The sequence below is a fragment of the Microlunatus sp. M237 genome, assembly GCF_056896895.1.
Genome location: NZ_JBXHBL010000003.1, coordinates 906,749 through 931,199, shown reverse-complemented (window position 1 = coordinate 931,199; position 24,451 = coordinate 906,749). Strand labels below are relative to the sequence as shown.

The 24,451-nt window shown below is 68.5% G+C and carries 19 protein-coding genes and 2 tRNA genes; 15 read left to right on the top strand and 6 right to left on the bottom strand.

Annotation, left to right across the window (positions count from 1 at the left end; genetic code table 11):
* Positions 1–6: 6 nt before the first annotated feature.
* The 4 genes from ilvD (at position 7) to AC1XX3_RS15335 (ending at position 5,579) form a co-directional block, all read left to right on the top strand.
* The gene (gene ilvD, locus AC1XX3_RS15350) at positions 7–1,761 is read left to right on the top strand and encodes a dihydroxy-acid dehydratase (protein WP_483322001.1); all 1,755 of its coding nucleotides are present in this window, start codon (positions 7–9) and stop codon (positions 1,759–1,761) included.
* 459 nt (positions 1,762–2,220) lie between these two features.
* Positions 2,221–3,273, top strand: coding sequence for a hypothetical protein (locus tag AC1XX3_RS15345; protein ID WP_483322000.1), 1,053 nt, complete (start codon positions 2,221–2,223; stop codon positions 3,271–3,273).
* A gap of 69 nt (positions 3,274–3,342) precedes the next feature.
* Complete coding sequence (locus AC1XX3_RS15340) at positions 3,343–4,314, top strand: hypothetical protein (protein WP_483321999.1); 972 nt, start codon at positions 3,343–3,345, stop codon at positions 4,312–4,314.
* Complete coding sequence (locus AC1XX3_RS15335) at positions 4,311–5,579, top strand: adenylosuccinate synthetase (RefSeq protein ID WP_483321998.1); 1,269 nt, start codon at positions 4,311–4,313, stop codon at positions 5,577–5,579. Before AC1XX3_RS15340 ends, AC1XX3_RS15335 begins: the two co-directional genes overlap by 4 nt.
* Before the next feature lie 363 nt (positions 5,580–5,942).
* On the opposite strand, the gene AC1XX3_RS15330 is transcribed toward AC1XX3_RS15335, so the two are convergent.
* On the bottom strand, positions 5,943–6,272 hold the full coding sequence (locus tag AC1XX3_RS15330) for a hypothetical protein (protein ID WP_483321997.1): 330 nt from the start codon (positions 6,270–6,272) through the stop codon (positions 5,943–5,945).
* A gap of 1,508 nt (positions 6,273–7,780) precedes the next feature.
* Between AC1XX3_RS15330 and AC1XX3_RS15325 the strand changes: the two genes are divergently transcribed.
* The 3 genes from AC1XX3_RS15325 (at position 7,781) to ilvC (ending at position 11,165) form a co-directional block, all read left to right on the top strand.
* Entirely contained in the window at positions 7,781–9,538 is a 1,758-nt protein-coding gene (locus tag AC1XX3_RS15325) for an acetolactate synthase large subunit (protein WP_483321996.1), read from the top strand.
* Complete coding sequence (gene ilvN / locus AC1XX3_RS15320) at positions 9,535–10,065, top strand: acetolactate synthase small subunit (RefSeq protein WP_483321995.1); 531 nt, start codon at positions 9,535–9,537, stop codon at positions 10,063–10,065. The genes AC1XX3_RS15325 and ilvN overlap by 4 nt, the downstream gene beginning before the upstream one ends.
* An 80-nt stretch (positions 10,066–10,145) precedes the next feature.
* The gene (gene ilvC / locus AC1XX3_RS15315; RefSeq protein WP_483322121.1) at positions 10,146–11,165 is read left to right on the top strand and encodes a ketol-acid reductoisomerase; all 1,020 of its coding nucleotides are present in this window, start codon (positions 10,146–10,148) and stop codon (positions 11,163–11,165) included.
* Positions 11,166–11,269: 104 nt separating this feature from the next.
* Here ilvC and AC1XX3_RS15310 read toward each other — a convergent pair whose 3' ends face one another.
* Together AC1XX3_RS15310 and AC1XX3_RS15305 are read right to left on the bottom strand one after the other, a co-directional pair.
* Complete coding sequence (locus AC1XX3_RS15310; protein WP_483321994.1) at positions 11,270–11,803, bottom strand: hypothetical protein; 534 nt, start codon at positions 11,801–11,803, stop codon at positions 11,270–11,272.
* A 91-nt stretch (positions 11,804–11,894) separates the two neighbouring features.
* Positions 11,895–12,458, bottom strand: coding sequence for an O-methyltransferase (locus tag AC1XX3_RS15305; RefSeq protein ID WP_483321993.1), 564 nt, complete (start codon positions 12,456–12,458; stop codon positions 11,895–11,897).
* Between the two features lie 131 nt (positions 12,459–12,589).
* Between AC1XX3_RS15305 and AC1XX3_RS15300 the strand changes: the two genes are divergently transcribed.
* On the top strand, positions 12,590–12,772 hold the full coding sequence (locus tag AC1XX3_RS15300; RefSeq protein WP_483321992.1) for a hypothetical protein: 183 nt from the start codon (positions 12,590–12,592) through the stop codon (positions 12,770–12,772).
* Between the two features lie 13 nt (positions 12,773–12,785).
* Here the strand turns inward: AC1XX3_RS15300 and AC1XX3_RS15295 are convergent, their stop codons facing one another.
* Entirely contained in the window at positions 12,786–13,898 is a 1,113-nt protein-coding gene (locus AC1XX3_RS15295; RefSeq protein WP_483321991.1) for a 3-isopropylmalate dehydrogenase, read from the bottom strand.
* A 72-nt stretch (positions 13,899–13,970) separates the two neighbouring features.
* Between AC1XX3_RS15295 and AC1XX3_RS15290 the strand changes: the two genes are divergently transcribed.
* Together AC1XX3_RS15290 and cimA are read left to right on the top strand one after the other, a co-directional pair.
* Positions 13,971–15,056, top strand: coding sequence for a branched-chain amino acid aminotransferase (locus tag AC1XX3_RS15290; RefSeq protein ID WP_483321990.1), 1,086 nt, complete (start codon positions 13,971–13,973; stop codon positions 15,054–15,056).
* A 255-nt stretch (positions 15,057–15,311) separates the two neighbouring features.
* On the top strand, positions 15,312–16,949 hold the full coding sequence (gene cimA / locus AC1XX3_RS15285) for a citramalate synthase (protein WP_483321989.1): 1,638 nt from the start codon (positions 15,312–15,314) through the stop codon (positions 16,947–16,949).
* Positions 16,950–16,956: 7 nt separating this feature from the next.
* On the opposite strand, the gene AC1XX3_RS15280 is transcribed toward cimA, so the two are convergent.
* A complete protein-coding gene (locus tag AC1XX3_RS15280) occupies positions 16,957–18,315 on the bottom strand; it encodes a thymidine phosphorylase (RefSeq protein ID WP_483321988.1) in 1,359 nt (452 codons plus the stop codon).
* Between the two features lie 79 nt (positions 18,316–18,394).
* Between AC1XX3_RS15280 and AC1XX3_RS15275 the strand changes: the two genes are divergently transcribed.
* From AC1XX3_RS15275 to AC1XX3_RS15255, 5 genes are all read left to right on the top strand, one after another.
* Positions 18,395–19,225, top strand: coding sequence for a fumarylacetoacetate hydrolase family protein (locus AC1XX3_RS15275; RefSeq protein WP_483321987.1), 831 nt, complete (start codon positions 18,395–18,397; stop codon positions 19,223–19,225).
* Complete coding sequence (gene gltX / locus AC1XX3_RS15270; protein ID WP_483321986.1) at positions 19,222–20,727, top strand: glutamate--tRNA ligase; 1,506 nt, start codon at positions 19,222–19,224, stop codon at positions 20,725–20,727. Before AC1XX3_RS15275 ends, gltX begins: the two co-directional genes overlap by 4 nt.
* A 141-nt stretch (positions 20,728–20,868) precedes the next feature.
* Positions 20,869–21,870: a CPBP family intramembrane glutamic endopeptidase gene (locus tag AC1XX3_RS15265; protein ID WP_483321985.1), complete on the top strand. Its 1,002-nt coding sequence runs from the start codon at positions 20,869–20,871 to the stop codon at positions 21,868–21,870.
* Positions 21,871–22,000: 130 nt separating this feature from the next.
* Positions 22,001–22,072, top strand: a tRNA-Gln gene (locus tag AC1XX3_RS15260).
* 79 nt (positions 22,073–22,151) lie between these two features.
* Positions 22,152–22,224: transfer RNA gene (locus AC1XX3_RS15255), tRNA-Glu, on the top strand.
* Positions 22,225–22,435: 211 nt separating this feature from the next.
* On the opposite strand, the gene AC1XX3_RS15250 is transcribed toward AC1XX3_RS15255, so the two are convergent.
* Complete coding sequence (locus AC1XX3_RS15250) at positions 22,436–24,442, bottom strand: potassium transporter Kup (protein ID WP_483321984.1); 2,007 nt, start codon at positions 24,440–24,442, stop codon at positions 22,436–22,438.
* Positions 24,443–24,451 lie beyond the last annotated feature (9 nt).

The window sequence follows — 24,451 nt, the reverse complement described above, 5'->3', positions numbered from 1 at the left end:
GCGCGCATGACCCCGGAGACCACCACCACAGATCCCGTCGCGCCCTCAGCGCCGTCCACCAGCTCCTCGGACCGCGGCGTCAAACCCGGCGTCGACATCAAGCCTCGCTCCCGGGTCGTCACCGACGGCCTCGAGGCGACCGCCTCCCGCGGCATGCTGCGCGCGGTGGGCATGGGCGATGACGACTGGGTCAAGCCGCAGGTCGGGGTGGCGTCCAGCTGGAATGAGATCACCCCCTGCAACCTGTCACTCGACCGGCTGGCGAAGGCGGTCAAGGACGGGGTGCACGCAGCCGGCGGCTACCCGCTGGAGTTCGGCACCATCTCGGTCTCCGACGGCATCTCGATGGGCCACGAGGGCATGCACTACTCACTGGTCAGCCGGGAGATCATCGCCGACTCCGTGGAGACGGTGATGTCGGCCGAGCGGCTGGACGGCTCGGTGCTGCTGGCCGGCTGCGACAAGTCGCTGCCCGGCATGCTGATGGCCGCGGCCCGGCTCGACCTGTCCTCGGTGTTCCTCTACGCCGGCTCCATCATGCCCGGCCGGGTGGGGGACAAAGACGTCACCATCATCGACGCCTTCGAGGCGGTCGGGGCCTGCCTGAAGGGCCTGATCACCCGCGACGAGGTGACCGAGATCGAGAAGGCCATCTGTCCCGGCGAAGGCGCCTGCGGCGGCATGTACACCGCCAACACGATGGCCAGCGCCGCCGAGGCCCTCGGGATGTCCCTGCCCGGCTCCGCCGCCCCGCCCGCGGTCGCGCGCCGCCGCGACATCTACGCCCGGCAGAGCGGTGCGGCCGTGGTCAACCTGCTGCGCCGGGGCATCACGGCCCGCCAGATCCTGACCAAGGAGGCGTTCGAGAACGCCATCGCCGTCACGATGGCCTTCGGCGGCTCCACCAACGCCGTGCTCCACCTGCTGGCCATCGCGAACGAGGCCGAGGTCGACCTCACCCTGGACGACTTCGTCCGGGTGGGCAAGAAGGTCCCCCACCTGGGCGACCTGAAGCCGTTCGGCCGCTATGTGATGAACGACGTGGACCGGGTGGGTGGCGTCCCGGTGGTGATGAAGGCATTGCTCGACGCCGGCCTGCTGCACGGCGACTGCATGACCGTCACCGGCAAGACGATGGCGGAGAACCTGGCCGACATCGCCCCGCCCGACATCGACGGCACCATCATCCGGGCGATGGACAAGCCGATGCACCCGACCGGGGGCATCACCATCCTGCACGGCTCGCTCGCCCCCGAGGGGGCCGTGGTGAAGAGCGCCGGGTTCGACAAGGACGTCATCTCGGGCACCGCCCGGGTGTTCGACGGTGAGCGGGCCGCCATGGACGCGCTCGAGGACGGCACCATCGCTGCCGGCGACGTCGTGGTGATCCGCTACGAGGGACCCAAGGGCGGACCCGGGATGCGGGAGATGCTGGCCATCACCGGCGCGATCAAGGGCGCCGGACTGGGCAAGGACGTCATGCTCATCACCGACGGCCGCTTCTCCGGTGGGACGACGGGCCTGTGCGTCGGCCACATCGCGCCCGAAGCCACCGACGGCGGTCCGATCGCGCTGGTGCAGGACGGCGACGTGATCACCCTCGACGTGGCCAACGGTCGGCTGGACCTGGCCGTCGACGACGCCGAGCTGGCCGCACGGCGCGCGTCGTGGACGCCCACCCCGCGCCCGGCCCGCCGCGGTGTGCTCGCCAAGTACGCCAAGCTGGTGAAGTCGGCCAACACCGGCGCCATCTGCAGCTGAGCGTCCCGCCGGCCATGCCGCACCGGCCGACCGCGCACCCGAGCCACTCGGGTGCGCGGGTCGCGTTGCCGAGGCGCTTGTGGTCTGCGGCGGTGCCGCGAGAGTGGAGAGGGACACCTTGTGTCGCAGAAAAATGATTTCACCTCGCCCTAGTAAGGCTGCCCGCTGCGGCTCCCCTTCACCACACACGGTGACGGGTTGGTATTCCCGATGGACGTTCCTGCTGATGCAGCCTGCGCTCCTTCGTTGAAGGACCGCCGCTTCCCAGCAGTATGAACATCCACCAGGACCCCTGCGCTTCACTGCGCCGGGGTCCTGCTTCTTTTGCACGCCGGCGCACCGCCACTGGAGCCTCCGCAGCTACTGAGGTGCGGAGGCTGCGCGGTGCAGTGAGCAGGATCACTGCGAACCCCCAATGCGATGAAGGTGTCACTATGACACTATGACACTATGGTCACTATGACTACGAAAGCGGATGCGGCTACCGAGACCGCGTTGGAGCAGGTCCTGTCGGCGTCGGTCGCAGCTGACCTCTTCGGCGCGCGTCCGGCCCGCGCGGACACCGAGGGCTGGGCGAGAGCGCATCGGACCTACCGGCGGCTGGCCAGCCAGCTGCACCCCGACGTGTGCGCCGACCCCGACGCCACCCGCGCCTTCACCCGGCTCAGTGACCTCTGGGCAGACCTGAGGTCCCCGGCCGCCGCAGCCATCACCGTCACCACCCGCAAGCGCAGCTACACCCTCGGCGACATCGCCCACCGCGGCGACATCGCCAACCTCTACACCGCCCGCAGCGCCGGCACAGCGGCAACCCTCCTGGTCAAGATGCCGCGCAGCGCCACCAACAACGACCTGCTGCAGGCCGAGGCGAAAGCGCTCACCCAGCTGCTCCGTGACGGCGACGAGCGGTATCGGGCCTACGCGCCCGCCCTGGTGGAGACGTTCCGCCACCGCGACACCGTCTCCGGCACCGACCGACGGTTCAACGTCATCGAACAGCTCGACGGCTTCGTCACACTCGCCGACGTGGCGCACGCCTACCCGGGCGGCGTCGACCCGCGCGACGCCGCTTGGATGTGGCGTCGGCTGCTGGTGGCCCTCGGCTACGCCCACCGGGCCGGCGTCATCCATGGCGCCGTCCTGCCCGAGCACATCCTCATCTCCCCGGCCGAGCACGGCCTGGTGCTCATCGACTGGTGCTATGCCACCACCGAGGGCGGGCAGACAGTCCCCGCCATCGTTTCCCGCCACCGGTCGGCGTACCCGCCGGAGGTGCTCGCAAAGTCCCCGGCCACAGCGGCCACGGACATCTACCTGGCCACGAAGACCATGACGGGACTCATCGGTCCGCGGCTGCCGGCACCCCTGAAGGCGTTCGCCACTGGCTGCACCCTCACCTCCCAGCGGGCCCGACCGCAGGATGCCTGGCGGCTGCTCGCCGAGCTTGATGAGCTCCTCGAACGGTCCTACGGGCCGCGCACCTTCCGGGTCTTCACCATGCCCACTCCCTAGCTGCACCACCTCGGGGCCTTCCGGCCCCACACCACCCCTCACGCACCACCTCAACGAAGGAGAACGACCATGGGAAGCGGACGCTGGTCCACTGACGTCTACACCGCCGCAGCCACCCACCGGGCGGCCACCGGCACGAGCGCCTTCAGCTACTCCGACAGCGGAGCGCGCCACACCCACCCGACCCTTGACCCGATGGGAGTCGAGGTCCGCGAGAGCCGCGACTCCGACGAGCACCCGACGAGCCTGGCCATCTCGGTGCTGTTCGATGTGACCGGCTCGATGGGAACGGTCCCGCGGGCCCTGCAGGCCAAGCTGCCAGACCTGTTCGGGCTGCTGCTGCGCAAGGGCTACGTCGAGCACCCGCAGATCCTGTTCGGAGCCATCGGTGACGCCACCTGTGACCGGGCTCCATTGCAGATCGGCCAGTTCGAGTCGGACAACCGGATGGATGAGCACCTGAGCAACATCGTCCTCGAGGGCGGCGGCGGCGGTCAGATGCGAGAGTCCTACGAGCTCGCCATGTACTTCATGGCCCGCCACACCGCCCTGGACTGCCTTGAGCGGCGCGGCAAGCGCGGCTACCTGTTCATCATCGGCGACGAGCTGGCCTACCCGAAGGTGAGCGCCCGGGAGGTGTCGACGGTGATCGGGGACGAGCTGGGGGAGACGGTCACCACTGAGGCCATCGTGGCCGAGCTGCAGACCAAGTACGACGTCTACTACATCCTTCCGGCCGGCTCCAGCTACGCCCGCGACCCACGCATCCTCGACTTCTGGCGTGGGCTGCTCGGCCAGAACGTCATCCAGCTCGACGACTTGGACGCCGTCTGCGAGACGATCGCGCTCACCATCGGTCTCGGTGAGGACGCCATCGACCTTGATGAAGGTCTCGATGACCTTCGCGAGATCGGGTCGAACGCGACCGCGACCGTCTCCAAGGCGCTCGCCACCGTCGGCGCCGGCCGCGGCGCGCTGGCCCACAGCAGCGCCCCGGGTGACCTGGTGGTCGGTGCCGATGACGAGGTCGGACGGCTGTGACCCACACCGGCGTCGTCGACTTGGGCTACGGAGACGCCGGGAAGGGCACCGTGGTGGACTGGCTGTGCGCGACACAGCCGGTCCACGCGGTGGTCCGCTTCAACGGCGGAGCGCAGGCGGCGCATAACGTGGTCCGCCCCGACGGGCGCCACCACACGTTCGCCCAGTTCGGCTCCGGCACCTTCACCCCCGGCGTGCGCACCCACCTGTCACGGTTCATGCTGGTGGAGCCGTTCGCCCTGGCCGCCGAAGCTGAGCACCTGGCCCACCTCGGCGTTGCGGACCCGTTGTCGCTGGTCAGCGTGGACCGCCAGGCGCTGCTCACCACCCCGTACCACCGGGCCGCGAACCAGGCCCGTGAGCGGGCCCGCGGCGATGCCCGGCACGGGTCCTGCGGCATCGGGATCGGGGAGACGATGGCGTATTCGCTCAAGCATCCGCTGGATGCCCCGCACGTCGGCGACGCCGAGGACCCAGCGACGATGACGACGAAGCTGACCCGGCTTCGCGGCACGGTCCTGGCTGAACATCTGAGCCTGACCGACGCGGATCTGCCACCGGTCGAAGCGGTGGTTGGCGCCTATCGCCGGTTCGCCGACCAGGTCAGACTGGTCAACGCCAGCTATCTTGACCGGCTGCTCGACGCAGGCGACGTCATCTTCGAAGGTGCGCAAGGGGTCCTCCTTGACGAGTGGCGCGGCTTCCACCCGCACACCACCTGGTCGACGACAACGTTCGACAACGCGGAGACGCTGATGGCTGAGGCCGGCCGGGCGCGGCAGCTGAACCGGCTCGGGGTGCTGCGGACCTACACCACCCGCCACGGCAACGGCCCCTTCGTCACCGAGAGCGGCCGACTGAGCGCGCAGCTGCCCGATGCTCACAACGGCACCGGCCGCTGGCAGGGCGGTTTCCGTGCCGGTCACTTCGACGCCGTCGCTCACCGCTACGCCCTCGAGGTCGCCGGCGGCGTCGACTCCCTCGCCCTGACCCATCTGGACGTGGCCGAGCGCCGCGGTGACCTCCGTCTGGCTGACAGCTACGACGCGGCCGGTGAACCACTGGCCCGGCTGGCCCCGGGGCCTTTTCGTGACCTGGAATACCAGCAGCGCCTGACCGACCTGCTCGGGCGGTGCCGGCCCGTTTACGGCCCTGCACCGCGCGACTGGGTGGGTGCGGTCGCAGGAGCGCTTCAGACACCTGTCAGCGTTGCCGGGTCCGGCCCATGCTGGGCGGACAAGCGGGTTCTGAGCGTGACGGGCTGAGGTCGCTTCCGCCAGGCGCTTCGTCGCCGCTCAGGCTTATGTGTGCGGGTCAGTGGAAATTCGGGTGCAAGTCAGTACAGTCCGCACCGAGGGTAATGCGGCCTTCGTTGACCTCTTTCTGAAGACGGCCAGACAACTTGTCTTGTTGGGGCCAGCACGGACATGCAGCTTGAATTCGAGTCTGTGCAACTTTGCCCACGCAGCAGAATCTGTCAACTGTTTGTTATCGGACTGCCGGTTACGTTGTTGACCTCTCCAATGATCATCGCGTCTTCCATGTCGAGCTCATCCGGATATCTGTAGGGCCGGTATTGTTCAAAGAGTCAGCGGAGTCGTCGAGGTGGTCGTAACGCAGGGGCACCATCAGCTGAAATTCAGCCGAACACGTCCGCGGCCCACGTCGTCTACCCAGGGGGTGAGGCTGACCGGATCTTGGGTCTTGCCGGATATGCCAGTCGCGATGTCACCGGCAATCGCCATCGCCGAGATGGCGGGCATGACGAGAGCATTTTCGATATCTTCGGGCGCCCCCAGTCCGGGGGGTGGGGAGATGACCCATAGCTGATCGGGTTCTATCGAGCCGAAGCGTCGAACCCCCGCGAGGACCATACTGTCGTAGGGCTGCTTGGCGTTACGCAGCCACTCGTCGCGAACGAAGTCCCCGAACGTCGAAGCGAGCTCGTACGGCCTCATGGCAATCGAGTCAAGTTCATACACCTCAGGCTCTAGCTGCCCATCGTCTCCGCGGCGGTAGGCGTATTGATCTCCCCACGCCGTCCCCCCGAATATGACATACGGATCGAGTCGGTCATCCCACGTGTCTCGCCACGTACTCGGGGCGTTCCAAGAGTCGAGGTCTAGGTGTCGGCCCCGCTCGAAGCCCAGCAGCCGAAAGACACCGTGAAAGCATGTTCCGCCGTTGCCAAGGCTGAGCAGTAGTTGATGATCAGCAGGCAGCTCGTGGACCAGGCTAGACGCAGGAGCTTCACGGGAAGCGCCAACATGGCTCAGTCCGGATGCGACGGACTCGAGGTTGAGGGTCTGACTCACGGTATCTCTCCATTGATAGTGAACCGGCTGAGGCGTTGTCCCACCTTTGATGCTAAGTAGCCCCAGCTCGGGCATTCGCCCGGGTGCCATGTCGAGCCAGCCCACTGGCGCGTCCGCCTTTCCCGTAACGGCAGTGTCGGCGACGAATCACAAGAACTTCCGGCTCTTCGTGACGTCAACACCAAGTCCTCGACACCGCAGACGGACGGTCCATTGCGGTGATGGGAGCGCAAGTGTCCGTTTGACGACCCGTATCCGCATCCCGTCGGCCGTCGGCGTTGGGGTCTCGCCTGTCCAAGCTCCGCCGCTGAGCGTCACAGTGAGGATCCGACCAGGACCTCCTCCGGACACCGAAATCGCCGAAATGTGACCATGGATGACAGCCGATCCGGGGCTACACCCACACGGTCTGAGGTGAGCCAGCAACACCGGTGGACGGTTCAAGAAGGACCTGAGGTGGTTGTTCAGGCCCGCCCCGAGCACGACCCTGGAAGACGTCTCGGACTGACGTTGGGCACACCGCCGACGCCGGGGGAAAGACCCAGCCCGCCGCACCCCACCAGCCCCAGGCCCGCCGTCGCCTCCTGACGACCCACCGCCCAGCCGACCCAGGTCGTCACTGGTGCCGCAGATCGGCGATTCGCTGCAGACCTGGCCCCACTCGTCCTGGACCCGCAGCTGCTCGCCGCTGACACCGCGAGCATCTCACCGGTCGGGGGAGACGTCGCGTTTCGCCCAGTGCCCGGGCTGTGGAGCTGGCCGCTCGACTTCAGCAGAGCCGATGATGCCGCCCTCCACGGGCTGCCGAGCACGCCCGGCCGGTGTCTGCTCAGCCGGCGATGATGGCGGCCGCGGCCTGGCTGTACAGATTCGCGCCGCCGCTGGACTGTTAGGACGTCCGACCTTCCTTCCAGATGGCAAGACGCGCCCGGTCCCCGATTGACACCCGCGAGAGGATGGGTGATCGTGATCGTGTGCTTACTGTCTTCAGCATTCTCGTAGTTCGACAGCGTGTCGGCTGAGTCCTCACTCAACCACCGACGCGCTCCCTCGTCTGCCATCCGGCGGCGGGGGTTTTTTCTTGGTACGACCATGCTGCGGGCGCCGCACGGCATCCGCCACAGATCACAGATATGGGCAAGGAGACCCCGATGGCTGACAACTCCGTCGCCGCCGAGCAGTTCACCGGAGCGCAATCGCTGGTGAAGTCGCTCGAGCAGGTTGGCGCGGACACGGTGTTCGGAATCCCTGGAGGTGCCATCCTCCCGGCGTACGACCCCCTCTACGACTCGGCCTACGTACGCCACATCCTGGTACGTCACGAGCAGGGCGCGGGCCACGCGGCCGAGGGCTACGCGATGGTCACCGGCAAGGTCGGCGTCTGCATGGCCACCTCCGGCCCCGGTGCGACCAACCTCGTCACGCCGATCGCCGACGCATACATGGACTCGGTCCCGATCGTCGCCATCACCGGTCAGGTCGCGGGCCCGTCCATCGGCACCGACGCCTTCCAGGAGGCCGACATCCGGGGCATCACGATGCCCATCACCAAGCACAACTTCCTGGTCACCCGGGCCGAGGACATCCCCGACGCGATCGCGTCGGCGTTCCACATCGCCGGCACCGGACGCCCCGGCCCGGTGCTGGTCGACATCACCAAGGACGCGCTGCAGGCGACGTCGGGGTTCACCTGGCCGACCCAGCTGGACCTGCCCGGCTATCGACCGGTGACCAAGCCGCACGGGAAGCAGGTGCGCGAGGCGGCCAAGCTGATCAGCGAGGCCAGCCGCCCGGTCCTCTACGTGGGTGGCGGCGTGGTCAAGGCCGGCGCGGCCAAGGAGCTCAAGGAGCTGGCCGAGCTGACCGGCATCCCGGTGGTGACCACCCTGATGGCGCTCGGCGTCTTTCCCGCCAGCCACCCGCAGAACATGGGCATGCCCGGTATGCACGGCACGGTGCCCGCGGTGGGTGCGCTGCAGCGCAGCGACCTGCTGATCACCCTCGGCGCGCGGTTCGACGACCGGGTGACCGGACAGCTGTCCAGCTTCGCGCCCGGCGCCAAGGTCATCCACGCCGACATCGATCCCGCCGAGATCTCCAAGAACCGACTGGCCGACGTGCCGATCGTGGGTGACTGCAAGGAGGTCATCGGCGAGCTGACTGCCCTGCTGCGGGCTTCCGGCCGGATGCCGGAGATCACCGACTGGGTGCGCTACCTGCAGGACATGAAGCGCCGCTACCCGACCGGCTTCGACTTCCCCGAGGACGAGAGCCTGCTGTCGCCGCAGCACGTGATCAAGCGGATCGGCGACCTGACCGGTCCGGATGCCTACTATGCCGCCGGCGTGGGCCAGCACCAGATGTGGTCGGCGCACTACCTGCCGTTCGAGCTGCCCGGCCGTTGGCTGAACTCCGGCGGCCTCGGGACGATGGGCTACTGCGTGCCTGCCGCGATGGGGGCCAAGGTGGGCCGCCCGGACGCGACCGTGTGGGGCATCGACGGGGACGGCTGCTTCCAGATGACCAACCAGGAGCTGGTCACCTGTGCGCTGGAGGGCATCCCGGTCAAGATCGCCGTGATCAACAACCAGAGCCTGGGCATGGTGCGTCAGTGGCAGACCCTGTTCTATCAGGGCCGCTACTCCAACACCGACCTGAAGACCAACCGGATCCCCGACTTCCCGAAGCTGGCCGAGGCCATGGGCTGCGTCGGCCTGCGGGCCGAGGATCCCAGCGACGTCGACTCGGTGATCGAGAAGGCGCTGTCGATCAACGACGTCCCGGTGGTGGTCGAGTTCGTGGTCCACAAGGACGCGATGGTGTGGCCGATGGTCGCCGCCGGCGCCAGCAACGACGCCATCAGCTACGCCCGCGACCTGGCTCCCGACTGGGAAGAGGAGATGTTGTGAACACCCACACCCTGAGTGTCCTGGTCGAGAACAAGCCGGGCGTGCTGGCCCGAGTGTCGGCGTTGTTCTCCCGCCGCGGCTTCAACATCGAGTCGCTGGCCGTCGGGCCGACCGAGTATCCCCACATGTCACGGATCACTGTCGTCATCACCGTCGACGACCTGGTCCTGGAGCAGCTCACCAAGCAGCTCAACAAGCTGATCGAGGTCCTCAAGATCGTCGAGCTCGACCCGAGCGCCGTCCGTCGCGAGCTGATCTTGGTCAAGGTCCGCGCCGAGCCCGAGATCCGGGGCCAGGTGCTTGACATCCTGCAGCTCTTCGGAGCCAAGGCCGTCGACGTCACCAACGACGCGATCACCATCGAGGCCACCGGCAGCCCTGAGAAGCTGGACGCTCTGCTCAAGCTGCTGGAGCCGTTCGGCATCCGGGAGCTGGTGCAGTCAGGCCTGGTGGCTGTCGGCCGGGGATCCCGCTCGATCAGCGACCGCGCCCGACCGGACCGGCAGAAAGTCGTCCGGGCCATCTGAGCCGGCGTAGCCGTCCTCCCATTCCTTCCAGTTCAACGCATAACAAGATCACAAGGAGATCAACCAAAGTGCCCGCAGAAATGTTCTATGACACCGATGCCGACCTGTCCCTGATCCAGGGCCGCAACGTCGCCATCCTCGGCTTCGGCAGCCAGGGTCACGCCCACGCGCTGTCCCTGCGTGACTCCGGTGTCGACGTCCGGGTCGGTCTGCCCGAAGGCAGCAAGAGCCGTGCGAAAGCCGAGGCCCAGGGCCTTCGCGTCCTCACCCCCTACGAGGCGTGCGAGGAAGCGGATCTGATCATGATCTTGACCCCGGACCCCGTCCAGCGGAAGGTGTACGCCGAGGCGGTCGAGCCCAACCTCGTCCCCGGTGACGCCATCTTCTTCAGCCACGGCTTCAACATCCGCTACGGCTACATCACCCCGCCCGAGGGCGTCGACGTGGTGATGGTCGCACCGAAGGGTCCGGGTCACCTGGTGCGCCGCGAGTATGCCGAGGGTCGCGGTGTCCCGGTGCTCGTCGCGGTCGAGCAGGACGCGTCCGGCAAGGCCTGGGACCTGGGACTGGCCTACGCGAAGGCCATCGGTGGTCTGCGAGCCGGCGGCATCAAGACCACCTTCACCGAGGAGACCGAGACCGACCTGTTCGGTGAGCAGGCCGTCCTCTGTGGTGGCGCCAGCGCGCTCATCCAGGCGGGCTTCGAGACGCTGACCGAGGCGGGCTACCAGCCCGAGGTGGCGTACTTCGAGTGCCTGCACGAGCTCAAGCTGATCGTCGACCTGATGTATGAGGGCGGCATCGCCAAGCAGCGGTGGAGCATCTCCGACACCGCCGAGTACGGCGACTACGTCTCCGGCCCGCGGGTGATCGACGCGCGCGTCAAGGAGAACATGAAGGCCGTCCTCACCGACATCCAGAACGGCGCGTTCGCCAAGCGGTTCATCGACGACCAGGATGCCGGTGCGCCGGAGTTCAAGGCCTTCCGCGAGGCGGCTGAGACGCACCCGATCGAGGACACCGGCCGCAAGCTGCGCGGCCTGATGTCGTGGGTCAAGAGCCACGATGACGACTACGTCGAGGGCCACGCCGCTCGCTGATCCGCAGCCCGCTGCACCCGTACGTCCTGAAGGCCCCGCGCGATCCGCGGGGCCTTCGGCCGTCCGGGGCGGCGGTGCGGTGGCTCGTCGCGGTGGAGCGACGGTCAGCGGGACTTGATGGACAGCACAGCGACCCGGACGCCGTCCTTGCGGACACCGGTGGCGACGACATACAGCTGGCTGCCGACATCGCCCTGCTGGGTGACGGCGTTGTCGTTGGCGAGCACGCAGAGACCGGCCAGCCCGGTCGGGTCGAGCGGGGAGGGATGGTTCGGCTGGCAGCGACCGAAGGCCTCCTGCAGCGACTGTGCGCCGGCCGCCGCCGAGGCCTTCGGGATCTCCACCCGAGCATCCAAGGCGAAGTCGTGGGTCGAGCGGTAGTTGCTGGTGACGACCACTGTGTCGTCCGGCAGGTCGACATCACCGTAGAACTCGATGTCGGCCAGCGTGACCGGCGAGCAGGTGAAACCTGTCAGGTTGTTGGTGCAGGAGGAGCCGCGGTCGGTGGTGAAGGAGAAGAACGGCACCCCCCAGCCGCCCGCGAAGCGGGTGATGATCGCGAAGGCGATCAGGACGAAGGCAGCCATCATCATCGTCCCTGCGATGACGCGGACGGACTTCGGCGGGGCGGCTGACACACCGACAGGATGCCCGACGACCAGACACTTCGCCACCTCGGCACCGGGCTGAGGCGGTACGGTCCCCGCCGCGGCGGCGCCTGAGCGACGGCTAGTGCTTGACGGCGATGACGACCGACGTGTCCTCGGCGACCATCACATCGACGCTGTGGAAGCGGTCGTCGGACAGCCACGTCTGCCGCAGCGTGTCGACGCGGCCACGGTCCAGCGGCGGCCAACTGGCGCACGGGGTGAAGTCGTCCAGCACGATCATGCCGCCGGAGTCCAGCAGCCCCACGATCTCCTCGTGGTCGGTCGACTTGGCGCCGGCGGCGTCGATGAAGATCAGCGAGAAGGGCGCGTGGTCAGCCAGGGTGCTCCAGTCGGCGTGGATGACGTCGATGTCGTCGTCGGCGAACATGTCCATCACCCCGTGGGCCAGCTCGGGGTCGAGCTCGGCCGTGATCACCCTGGTCTGCTTGGGGGCGCCATGGCGCAACCACGCGGCGCCGACCCCGCACCCCGTGCCGCACTCCGCGATCGTTCCGCTCCGGGTGGCAGCGAGCGTGGCCAGCAGCCGCCCGGTCTCACTCCGCGACGCCTGGACATAGCCACGCTCCAGCGACATCCGCAGCGCCCGGACGACGATCTTGGGCAGTTCGGGAGGTGCGCTCATGCAACCAGTGTGATTGCCGTCGAGACGGTGCGGGCGACGTCTTGACCACTGAGACCACCGAGCGGTCGACCGAGACCGAGATAGTCGGACGTCCTAGTATCGGGCCCAGACGACCTAGCCGAGGACCGACCATGTACGAGATGTACCCCGACTCCTGGACCGATGCCGCGCAGACCGACCGCGGACGTCGGCTCGAGCGTGCGGCCCCATCCTCCGACCGTCCCCGGCGCCGGGCCCGCAAGGAGCATTCCGTCCAGCCGCCGGTGCTGGCCCGGCGGGTGGCTGACGTGACCGCGGCCAGCACGCCCGACTGACGCCGCGGTCAGCTCAGACGGCGGCGGCGATCGCGTCGCCGATCTCGGTGGTGCTGCGGCGATCAGCCCCGGCACGACCGGCGATGTCGGCGATGACCGCCTTCTCCACCCTGGCCGCCTCGTCGCTGAGCCCCAGGTGGTCCAGCAGCAACCCGACCGAGAGAATGGTCGCCGTCGGGTCGGCCACGCCCTGGCCGGCGATGTCGGGGGCCGACCCGTGCACCGGCTCGAACATCGACGGGAAGGTGCCGTCCGGGTTGATGTTGCCGCTGGCAGCAAGCCCGATGCCGCCGGTGACCGCCGCGGCCAGGTCGGTCAGGATGTCGCCGAACAGGTTGTCGGTCACGATGACGTCGAACCGGGCCGGATCCACGGCCAGGAAGATCGTGGCCGCGTCGACGTGCAGATAGTCGGTCGTCACACCCGGGTATTCGGCCGCGACCTCCTCGAAGATCCGTCGCCACAGCCCGCCGGCGTTGACCAGCACATTGTGCTTGTGCACCAAGGTGATGTGATTGCGCCGCCGGGCGGCGCGGGCGAAGGCATCGCGGACGACCCGCTCGACCCCGTACGCGGTGTTGACACTCACCTCGGTGGCGATCTCCGCCGGCGTCCCGACCCGGACCACGCCACCGTTGCCGCAGTACAGGCCCTCCGTACCCTCGCGGACCACCACGAAGTCGACCTCCTTGCCGGCCGTGACATGCGGGGCGAGCGGGGTCGGCACGCCGGGGAAGAGCCGGCTGGGCCGCAGGTTGACGTAGTGGTCGAAGGCGAACCGCAGCTTGAGCAGCAGACCGCGCTCCAGCAGCCCGCTCGGTACGTCCGTGGCGCCCGGAGCCGCGCCGACCGCGCCGAGCAGGATCGCGTCGGCCTGGGCCAGCTCGGCCATCACCGAGTCCGGCAGCACCTCGCCGGTACGTTGCCAGCGGGTGGCGCCCAGGTCATAGCTGGTGGTCGAGAACGTACCCGCCCCGGCGACCGCCTCGAGCACCTTCAGCCCTTCGGCGACCACCTCGGGGCCGATGCCGTCGCCGCCGATCACGGCGAGGTGACGTGTGGTCAGCGCGGCTGCGGTGCCGCTCTGGCCGGGGACGTCTGGACGGGGACTGGATACGTCGCTCATGCCCCGCATGCTATCCAGCCAGCAGCAGGTGGCTGGCGATGTCTCATGGTGCCGATGTACTAGCGTTCAGCCATGAGCCTCCAGTTCGACGTACGCCCGAATCCCCATCCCCGCAGCGATGCCGAGCGGTCCGCGATCCTCGCCGACCCCGGTTTCGGGATGAACTTCACCGACCACATGGTGGTCGCGACGTGGACTTCGACGGACGGCTGGCACGACTCGGCCGTGTTGCCCTATGGGCCGTTCTCGCTGGACCCGGCCACCGCAGTGCTGCACTACGCGCAGGAGATCTTCGAAGGCCTCAAGGCATACCGGCATGCCGACGGTACGGTCTGGGCCTTCCGGCCGGAGAAGAACGCCGAGCGGTTCCAGCGCTCGGCGGCACGGCTGGCGCTGCCGCAGCTGTCGACCGAGGACTTCCTCGGCAGCATCGAGGCGCTGGTGGACGTCGACCGCGCCTGGGTGCCCGACAGCGGGGAGCAGAGCCTGTATTTGCGGCCGTTCATGTTCGCCTCCGAGGCGTTCCTCGGTGTCCGGCCGGCCAAGCGGGTGACGTACTGCTGCATCGCGAGCCCAGCCGGGCCCTACTTCGCGACCGGGCTCAAGCCGGTCAACATCTGGATCACCACCACCTACACCCGCGCCTCCACCGGTGGCACCGGCGCGGCGAAGTTCGGTGGCAACTACGCCGGAGGGCTGCTGGCCCAGCAGGAGGCAGCCGAGCATGGCTGCGACCAGGTGATGTTCGCCGATGGCCGAGAGCACGCCTGGGTCGAGGAGCTCGGCGGCATGAACGTCTACTTGATCACCACCGATCACGAGCTGATCACCCCCGAGCTGAGCGGCAGCATCTTGGAGGGCGTCACCCGCGACTCGATCCTCACCCTGGCAGCCGAACACGGGCTCACCCCGGTGGAGCGGCGGATCGGCATCGACGAGCTGCTCGACGACGTGGCGTCCGGTCGGGTCAGCGAGATCTTCGCCTGCGGGACCGCAGCGGTGATCACCCCGATCGCGTCACTGAAGAGCTCGGAGGGGACCTGGACTGTGGGCAGTGGCGAGATCGGCGAGACCACCGCCGCGTTGCGCACCTCACTGCTCGACATCCAGTACGGCCGCCGCGAGGACCAGCACGGCTGGCTGCGCCAGATGGTCTGAGCCGACGGCGGCGGTTCCCGGCGGCAGGTCACTCCCACGCCCAGCTGTCTCAGCAGCTGGGACGATCGAGGCGCCGGCGACGCCCAGGCACGACACTGTGGGCATGCAGTCCCTCGTTGTTATCATTGCCTAGCGCGCGAACGCCCAGCGTCGCGCGCTAAACCTCCTGTTCTGTGACGGGAGGTTTTTTTCTTCTCCCGTCCGGCGACGGGGGGCTCAGCGCTAAGACACCGTTATCGAAGATTCGAGGAAGCCATGTCAGGGCCGATGTTGCCGCTACCGCCCGAGTTCCACGTGTTCGACACCACGCTGCGCGACGGCGCGCAGCAGGAAGGGCTGCGGCTGTCGGTGCCCGACAAGCTCGCCATCGCTGCTCTGTTGGACGAGCTCGGCGTGGGCTTCATCGAGGGGGGCTGGCCCGGCGCCAACCCGAACGACACCGCCTTCTTCGCGGCCATGGCCAACGGACAGCTGGTCCTGCAGCACGCGACCCTGGTCGCCTTCGGCTTCACCCGGCGGGTCGGGATGCGGGCGGCGGACGATCCGCTCACCGCAGCCCTGCGCGACTCCGGCGCCCCGGTCGCCTGTCTGGTGGCCAAGAGCCACGACCGGCACGTCGAACAGGCCCTGCGGACGACCCTGCAGGAGAACCTCGACATGATCACCGACACCGTGACCCATCTCCGCTCTGAAGGCCAACGGGTTTTCGTGGACTGCGAGCACTTCTTCGACGGCTACCGGGAGAACCCCGGCTATGCCCTCGAGGTGGTGCAGGCCGCGGCCGGGGCCGGGGCAGAGGTGGTGGTGCTGTGCGACACCAACGGCGGCATGCTGCCACCGTGGATCGGCGAGATCGTGGCCGCGACGGCGCAGACGGGCGCTCAGCTGGGCATCCACTGCCACAACGACACCGGCTGTGCGGTGGCCAACACGCTCGCCGCCGTGGACGCCGGCGCCATGCATGTCCAGGGCACCATCAACGGCTACGGCGAACGCACCGGCAACGCCGACCTCGTGTCGGTGATCGCCAACCTCGAGCTCAAATACGGCTGGCCGTTGCTGCCGCCCGGTGCCCTGCGAGAGGCCACCCGGCTGTCGCACGCCATCGCTGAGGTCACCAACGTCGCCTCCAGCGCGCGGCAGCCGTACGTCGGGCTGTCCTCGTTCGCGCACAAGGCCGGTCTTCACGCCAGTGCCATCAAGGTCGACCCCAACCTCTATCAGCACATCGACCCGATCGAGGTGGGCAACGACATGCGGATGCTGGTGTCGGACATGGCCGGCCGGGCCAACATCCAGATGAAGGGCGAGGAGCTCGGGTTCGACCTCTCCGACCGTGACCTGGCTGCCCGGATCACCGACCTGGTGAAGGTGGCCGAGGCCGGTGGCTACACCTACGAGTCGGCCGATGCCAGCTTCGAGCTGCTGCTGCGCCGCGAGCTGGGCCAGATGCCCGAGTTCTTCAGGGCCCACTCCTGGCGGGTGTTCACCCAGGGCACCGAGGACCAGCAGACCGACACCGAGGCGACGGTACGGCTGACGGCGAAGGGGGAGACCCAGCGCGTGGTGGGCGAGGGCAACGGTCCGGTGAACGCCTTGGACCACGCGGTCCGTAACGCGCTGACCCCGGCGTATCCGGTCGTTGACCGGTTCGAGCTGATCGACTACCGGGTACGGATCCTCGAGCAGGGCCACGGCACCGACGCAACGGTCCGGGTGCTGATCCAGACCACCGACGGGCGCCGGACCTGGACGACGGTGGGCGTCGGGCAGAACATCGTCGAAGCCTCCTGGGAGGCGCTCAGCGAGGCCTACCTCTATGGTCTGATTCACGCCGGCCAGGCCGACGGCGCCTTCGCCGTGGCCAAGGCTGAGGTCTCCGCCGGCGCCTGAGAGCGGTTCAGGCGATCCGGTCCAGGATCACGGGTCGCGGCGCTGCGTCCCTGTCGGCGATCTGCCAGCCCCCCGCGAGTGCCTGCCGGGCCCGCTCGAAGCGATCCGGGGTATCGGTGTGCAGGGTGAGCAGCGGCTGACCCTGGCTCACCCGGTCGCCGGGTCTGGCGTGCCAGCTGACCCCGGCACCCGCCTGGACCGCATCCTGTCGGCGTGCCCGGCCGGCGCCGAGCCGCCAGGCCGCGAGGCCGACGGCCATCGCGTCCAGCGAGCTCAGCACACCGCTGCGGTCGGCGGTGATGACCTCGGTGTGCCGCGCCTGCGGCAGCGGCGCCTCGGGGTCGCCGCCCTGGGCCCGGATCATCCGCCGCCAGGTGTCCATCGCCTGACCGGACGCGAGCACGTCAGCCGGGTCGACGTCGTCGCGGCCGACGGCGGCGAGCATCTCCCGGGCGAGCGCGACGGTGAGCTCGACCACGTCGGCCGGCCCGCCACCGGCGAGCACCTCCACCGACTCCGCCACCTCGAGCGCGTTGCCGGCGGTGAGGCCGAGCGGGGTGGCCATATCGGTCAGCAGCGCGACGGTCCGTACCCCGGCGCCGGTGCCCAGCTCGACCATGGTGCGGGCCAGCTCGGTGGCCGAGGCGAGATCCTTCATGAACGCCCCACTGCCGACCTTCACGTCCAGCACCAGTGCCTCGGTGCCCTCGGCGATCTTCTTGCTCATGATCGAGGACGCGATCAGCGGTATGGCCTCGACCGTCCCGGTCACGTCCCGCAGGGCGTAGAGCTTCTTGTCGGCCGGGGCCAGGCCGGAACCGGCGGCGCAGATCACCGCGCCGACGTCCTCGAGCTGGCGCATCATCTCGTCGTTGCTCAGGGCCGCCCGCCAGCCGGGGATCGACTCCAGCTTGTCCAAGGTGCCGCCGGTGTGACCCAGGCCCCGCCCGGACAGCTGCGGTACGGCGACGCCACAGGCGGCCACCAGCGGTGCCAGCGGCAGGGTGATCTTGTCGCCGACGCCGCCGGTGGAATGCTTGTCGGCCGTCGGACGGCTCAGGGAGGAGAAGTCGAGACGCTCGCCGGAGGCGATCATCGCGTTGGTCCACCGCAGCAGCTCTGCGCGGTCCAGCCCACGGAACACGATGGCCATGCTCAGGGCAGCCATCTGCTCCTCCGCGATGGCGCCGCGGGTGTACGCGTCGATGACCCAGTCGACCTGGTCGTCGCCGAGGCGACGGCCGTCGCGCTTGGTGCGGATGATCTCGACGGCGTCGAAAGGCTCGGGGCGAGCAGCGTCATCGAATGGCTCGGGGCGGGCAGCGTCATCGAGAGGCTCGGAGCGAGCCGGGGGATCGGCGGTCATGGCTGGAAGTATGCCCCAGCGTTACCGACGAGCATGGCGCCGAGAAGACGGGCCCGGGCCCAGTCGATAGTCTGACCCGATGCGTATTGCCCGATTTTCCGCCGGCGGGGATCCCCAGTTCGGCATCGTCGAGTTGGCCGAGGACGGGGGAGACCACCCCGACACCGTCTCGGTCCTCACCGGTGACCCGATCGCCATGCCGGTCCAGCTGACCGGCGAGCGTAAGGAGCTGGACGGGGTCCGGCTGCTCGCCCCGGTCATCCCGAGAAGCAAGATCGTCGCCGTGGGGCGGAACTTCGCCGCCCACGCCGCCGAGCTCGGCAACGAGGTCCCCAGCTCCCCGCTCACCTTCTTCAAGCCCAACACCTCCGTCATCGGCCCGGGGGAGTCCATCGTCTATCCGGCGGCGAGCCGCCAGGTGAGCTTCGAGGGCGAGCTGGCGGTGGTCATCGGCAGGATCTGCAAGGAGGTCCCGCTGGACCGCGTCCAAGACGTCATCTTCGGCTACACCATCGCCAATGACGTCACGGCCCGCGACCTGCAGAAGAGCGACGGCCAGTGGGCCCGGGCCAAGGGCTCTGACACCTTCTGCCCACTGGGTCCGTGGATCACCACCCACCAGCGGCTGGAGGAGGTGGCGGACCTGAAGATCCGTACCACGCTGGACGGCGAGGAGCGGCAGAACGGCTCCACCAGCCAGATGGTGTTCTCCATCCCCGAGCTGGTGGCCTACATCTCCTCCTTCACCACCCTGCTGCCGGGTGACGTCATCCTGACCGGTACGCCGGCCGGGGTGGGCGAGATGCTGCCGGGCCAGGAGGTCAGCATCGAGATCGAGGGCATCGGCACCCTGACCAACCCGGTGGCCGGGACCGCCCCGGCCGCGGAGCACGACGAGGGAGAGCGATGAGCGAGATCGATGTCCTGGGCGGTCTCGCCCCCGAGCAGGTCCGGGTCCGGTTCCCCCCGTCGCCGACCGGCAACCTGCACGTCGGCAATGTCCGCAGCGCGTTGTTCAACTGGGCCTTCGCCCGACACTTCGGCGGCACGTTCGTGCTCCGGATCGAGGACACCGACGCGGCCCGGAACCTGCAGGAGTCCTACACGGGCCTACTGGAGTCGATGACCTGGCTGGGTCTGGACTGGGACGAGGGACCGGAGCGGGGCGGGCCATACGGGCCGTACGTGCAGTCGGAGCGCGGCGAGATCTATCGCGACGTGGTGGCGCGGCTGCTGGAGGCCTCGCTGGCGTACCGCTGCTTCTGCACCCGGGAGGAGCTGGAGGCACGCGAGGCGGCCCGGCCCAAGAACTCCCCGTCCGGCTATGACGGCTTCTGCCGGAACCTGAGCGCCGAGCGGATCGCTGAGCTGGAGGCCAACTCGGTCCCGTCGGTGGTCCGGATGCGCGTCCCCGACGCCGACATCACGTTCGAGGACCTGGTGCGTGGCCCCGTGTCGTTCGGCGCCGAGCATGTGCCGGACTACGTCATCGTGCGCGGCAACGGCGAGCCGCTGTATCCGCTGGTGAACCCGGTGGACGACTCCTTGATGGGTATCACCCACGTCCTGCGCGGCGAGGACCTGCTGCCGTCGACGCCGCGCCAGATCGTGCTCTACGAGGCGCTGGCCAAGCTGGGGATCGGCAGTGGGCGGACGCCGATCTTCGGGCATCTGCCCACGGTGCTGGGCGAGGGCAACCGTCGGCTGTCCAAGCGCGACGCCGGCTCAGGTCTGGCCGAATACCGGGAGAAGGGATATCTGCCCGAAGGGCTGCTGAACTATCTGGCCCTGCTCGGCTGGGCGATCGCCGACGACCGCGACGTGTTCAGCATGGCCGAGATGGTGGCGGCTTTCGACGTTCGGCGGGTGAATGCCAACCCGGCGCGGTTCGACCCCAAGAAGTGCGAGGCCATCAACGCAGCCCATCTCCGGCTGCTGCCGGTCGCCGAGCTGGTCGAGCACCTGGTGCCCTTCCTGGTCGGGGCCGGGCTGGTCGCCGACCCGCCGACCGCTGAGCAGCGGACGCTGCTGGAGGCGGCCACGCCGCTGGTGCAGGAGCGGATGAACACCCTGTCGGAGGTGGTGCCCATGCTCGGCTTCCTCTTCATCGCCGACGACGACGTGGAGATCGACCCGGCGGCGGGGTTGACGGCGGCCGCCGAGCCCACCTTGGCGGCGGCCGAGACCGCCTTGGCCGAGCTGGAGGTCTTCGACCACACCGCCATCGAGGCGGCGCTGCGGGCCGCACTGGTCGATGGCCTCGGTCTCAAGCCGAAGCTGGCCTTCGGACCGGTGCGGGCGGCCATCACCGGACGGCGGATCTCGCCGCCGTTGTTCGAGTCCATCGAGCTGCTGGGGCGCGAGTCGGCGCTGCGCCGGATCGCCGCTGCCCGGGCCGGTCTCGAGGCATGAGCCGGCCGGGTCGTCTGGTGCTGAGGCTGTCCAGCTGGACCGCCCGCCGTGGCTGATCGGCGCCCCGGACGCGGCGGCGGGTCGCGCCCGGGCGGCTCCCGGCCCGGCCATCCCGCTCGGCGCCCACCGAGCCGGCCCACCGTGTCCGGGTCGAGTACGCCGAAGCCGGCCCGACCGGCTCCGGTGCCCGTCCCGCCGGTCGCCGCTGGTCGCTGGGCCCGCGAGCTGGGACTGGTGTCCCCGCCGGACGGCGCTGCGTACCCGCAGATCCTGCGCGGGCCCACGTTCTCCACGGCGCGCTCGTTGGTCGGGGTGCTGTTCGGGGTCTCGCTGTTCCTGCTGCTGACCGGAGTGATCAGCCAGGCGGTGGTGGCGCTGACCTGGTCGGTGACCGACAGCGGCCTGTCGTATGCGGAGTACGCCCGGTCGGCGTTCGCCTTCGAGCGGCCGAGCGGCATGGTCGCGGCGAACCTGGGGATCGCCTCGTTGATCCCGATCTGCTTCCTGCTGATGGTTCTGGTGCACCGAGTCAGTCCGAGCTGGCTGAGCTCGGTCCGGCCACGGCTGCGCTGGCGCTACCTGCTGGGGGCTCTGCTGGTCGCTGCGGTGTCCCTGAACGGCGTGGTGTTCTTGTCCAGCCTGGCGGGCCCACCGGTGACGTTCCAGACGCAGCCGGGCTTCTGGGGCTTCCTGGTGGTCATTCTGGTGACGTCGCCGCTGCAGGCGGCGGCGGAGGAGTACTTCTTCCGCGGCTATCTGATGCAGGCGATCGGCAGCCTGTTCGCCTCGCCCTGGTTCGGGGTGGTCGCCTCGTCGGTGATCTTCGCGTTGTTCCACGGCACCCAGAACCTGCCGCTGTTCGTGGACCGCCTCGCCTTCGGCCTGCTCGCTGCGGTCCTGGTGTTGCGGACCGGCGGGCTGGAGGCGGGCATCGCGGCGCACGTGATCAATAACATCTGCGCCTACGTGCTGGCCGGCCTGACCACCTCGATCGCCACGGTGAAGGCCGTACAGAGCATCGGCTGGTTGGACGCCGTGTTCGACGTCGGGGGCTTCGCCCTCTTCGCCCTGCTGGCGTGGTTGCTGGCCCGTCGGATGAAGCTGCAGACGACCGTGGACCTGACTGCAGTCGCGCGGCGCTGAGGCGCCCTGTCCGGGACCGAGGGTGACCGCCTGGATACGGGGCCCGGTTTGGGCGATCCGGGCGGGTTACAGTATTGTTCTTCCTCGTGCCCCGGACGGAGCACGACACGGTCGGCAGCGATGTCGGCAGTGGGGTATGGGGTAATTGGCAGCCCGGCTGATTCTGGTTCAGTTAGTCTAGGTTCGAGTCCTAGTACCCCAGCGAAGAGATTCTCGATTCGCTGGAATGCAAGGTGAGTTGGTAATCTTTTCCGGCCGGTCAGCAATGACCGAGCAGCTAGGGCCCCGTTGTGTAGCGGCCTAGCACGCCGCCCTCTCAAGGCGGTAGCGCGGGTTCGAATCCCGTCGGGGCTACTGTGAAATCCCCGCTCCACTTGGAGCGGATGAGGTCGACGTCGAACGGCCGGCTATCCAGGGCCGCGGCTCTGGGAACATCCACCACACCTCAGACGCTCACGGCAGCCATCCCTACTGGGCCGGCTGCCGTTCGACGACCACGCCTGATCCACTGCGCCGTCGGTGGAACAGCCTCTCAGCAGATCGACACCCTCCCTGGACGTCACCGCTAGATGCTGATGCGGGAGCCGATGATCACGGTGCGGTCCCGCGGCAACGCGAAGTATTCCGCGGCGTCGGCGGTGAGGTGTGAGGTAGCGATGAAGAGCTTCTTGCGCCAGGGGGCCAGGTCGCCGCTTCCTCCGCGAATGATCTCGATGGTGGACAGGTAGTAGGTCACCTCGGACATGCTGAAGGGACGCTCGAGCCTGTCGAGGGCGAGCTCGAGGACCTGGGGGACGTCGGGCGCGTCCAGATAGCCGATGCGGGCGGTGACGTGGGTGATGCCGTCGTCGGCGAAGCCGAGGCCGTCGACGTCGAGTCGGTTCTCGGTGGCCACGTACGGCACGGGAAGGGTCTCGATGGTCAGGATCACCACGTGTTCGTGCAGTACGCGGTTGTGGTCGACGTTGGCGCGCAGCGCCAGCGGGGTGGTGTTCTTGCCGCGGCTGAGGAAGACGGCGGTGCCGGCCGTCCGCCTCAGCGGCGCCGGTGCTTGCTGCAGCTCGGCGACGAAGGCAGCGAGTGAGCCTTCCTTCTCCTCGCGCTCTCGGGTGACCAGCGCTCGGCCTCGCTGCCAGGTGGTCATGACGGTGAACACGGTGATCCCGATCAGCAGGGGCAGCCAGGCTCCACTGGTGAGCTTCGTGAGGTTGGCAGCCAGGAACAGTCCCTCGATACCCAGCAGGACCACCGTCCCCACGGCTACGAGCCACAGCGGCTGCCGCCAGTGGCGGCGGGCGATGTAGAAGAACAGCACGGTGGTGATCGTGAGGGTGCCGGTCACGGCCATCCCGAAGGCATAGGCGAGTGCCGCCGAGGTCTGGAAGGCGAAGACGAGGGTAAGGACTCCCACCATCAGTGCCCAGTTGATCCAGGGGATGTAGATGTGGCCGAAGGTCTGCGCAGAGGTGTGGGTGGAACGCAGCCGGGGCAGGTAGCCGAGCTGCACCGCCTGGTGGGCGATGGAGAAGGCGCCGGTGATCACTGCCTGGGAGGCGATGACCGTTGCTGCGGTGGCCAGCAGGACCATCGGGAGGCGGGCCCAGCTCGGCACCAGGAGGAAGAACGGGCTGGCGATGGAGGCTCCATCGTTCAGGATCAGTGCGCCTTGGCCGAGGTAGCTGAGGATGCAGGCGGGGAACACCAGGGCCAGCCAGGCTCGAGTGATGGGTGGCCGGCCGAAGTGGCCGAGGTCGGCGTACAGCGCCTCGGCGCCGGTCACCGCCAGTACCACCGCCGCGAGCGCGAAGAAGGCGGTCGGAAAGTCGCTGACCAGGAAGCCCACGGCGTAGGTCGGGGAGAGCGCGGCCAGGACCGAGGGGTGGTTGGCCACCCCGAGCGCGCCGAAGATGCCGATGGACAAGAAGTAGACGACCATCACGGGCCCGAACAGCCGGCCCACCTTGGTGGTACCGAGCCGCTGGGAGGCGAACAGCGCCACGATGATGACGGCGGTGACCGGGATGATGGCGACCTCGAGAGCCGGTTCCACCACTCTCAGGCCCTCAACCGCAGAGAGCACCGAGATGGCCGGGGTGATCACGCTGTCGCCGAGGAACAGGGCGGCCCCGAACACGCCCAGTCCGGCCAGAGCCATCGTGGTGCGGTGTCCGCTGAGGACACCGCGGCGCTGGATCAGCGTGATCAGCGCGAGGATTCCGCCCTCCCCGTCGTTGTCCGCCCGCAGAACGAGGAAGACGTACTTCACAGTGACGATCAGGGTGACTGCCCAGAAGATGAGGGAGACGATGCCGAACACGTGCGCCGCGGTGGCCTCGATCTGGTGGGGGTCGGCGGGGTTGAACACCGTCTGGATCGTGTACAGCGGGCTGGTGCCGATGTCGCCGAAGACCACACCGAGCGCGCCGACCGTGGCAGCAGCACGTCCCAGACGCAACGAGCGACTGGTCTTGGAGCCGGCCACGTCACCTGCCTCGGCCCGAGTATCTGCCTTGTCGCTCAGCTGCGGTGAGGGTGCCATCTCAGTCGGAGACGGTCGGTTGGAACCTGCCATGGGTCGTCC

Excerpts from the sequence above, each read along its gene's own strand:
- AC1XX3_RS15345 (WP_483322000.1), top strand. The coding sequence starts at position 2,221 with ATGACTACGAAAGCGGATGCGGCTACCGAGACCGCGTTGGAGCAGGTC.
- AC1XX3_RS15305 (WP_483321993.1), bottom strand. The coding sequence starts at position 12,458 with ATGAGCGCACCTCCCGAACTGCCCAAGATCGTCGTCCGGGCGCTGCGG.
- cimA (WP_483321989.1), top strand. The coding sequence starts at position 15,312 with ATGTCAGGGCCGATGTTGCCGCTACCGCCCGAGTTCCACGTGTTCGAC.
- AC1XX3_RS15290 (WP_483321990.1), top strand. The coding sequence starts at position 13,971 with ATGAGCCTCCAGTTCGACGTACGCCCGAATCCCCATCCCCGCAGCGAT.
- AC1XX3_RS15330 (WP_483321997.1), bottom strand. The coding sequence starts at position 6,272 with ATGAGGCCGTACGAGCTCGCTTCGACGTTCGGGGACTTCGTTCGCGAC.
- AC1XX3_RS15300 (WP_483321992.1), top strand. The coding sequence starts at position 12,590 with ATGTACGAGATGTACCCCGACTCCTGGACCGATGCCGCGCAGACCGAC.
- AC1XX3_RS15250 (WP_483321984.1), bottom strand. The coding sequence starts at position 24,442 with ATGGCAGGTTCCAACCGACCGTCTCCGACTGAGATGGCACCCTCACCG.
- AC1XX3_RS15325 (WP_483321996.1), top strand. The coding sequence starts at position 7,781 with ATGGCTGACAACTCCGTCGCCGCCGAGCAGTTCACCGGAGCGCAATCG.
- ilvC (WP_483322121.1), top strand. The coding sequence starts at position 10,146 with ATGTTCTATGACACCGATGCCGACCTGTCCCTGATCCAGGGCCGCAAC.
- AC1XX3_RS15275 (WP_483321987.1), top strand. The coding sequence starts at position 18,395 with ATGCGTATTGCCCGATTTTCCGCCGGCGGGGATCCCCAGTTCGGCATC.
- gltX (WP_483321986.1), top strand. The coding sequence starts at position 19,222 with ATGAGCGAGATCGATGTCCTGGGCGGTCTCGCCCCCGAGCAGGTCCGG.
- AC1XX3_RS15295 (WP_483321991.1), bottom strand. The coding sequence starts at position 13,898 with ATGAGCGACGTATCCAGTCCCCGTCCAGACGTCCCCGGCCAGAGCGGC.
- AC1XX3_RS15340 (WP_483321999.1), top strand. The coding sequence starts at position 3,343 with ATGGGAAGCGGACGCTGGTCCACTGACGTCTACACCGCCGCAGCCACC.
- ilvD (WP_483322001.1), top strand. The coding sequence starts at position 7 with ATGACCCCGGAGACCACCACCACAGATCCCGTCGCGCCCTCAGCGCCG.
- AC1XX3_RS15280 (WP_483321988.1), bottom strand. The coding sequence starts at position 18,315 with ATGACCGCCGATCCCCCGGCTCGCTCCGAGCCTCTCGATGACGCTGCC.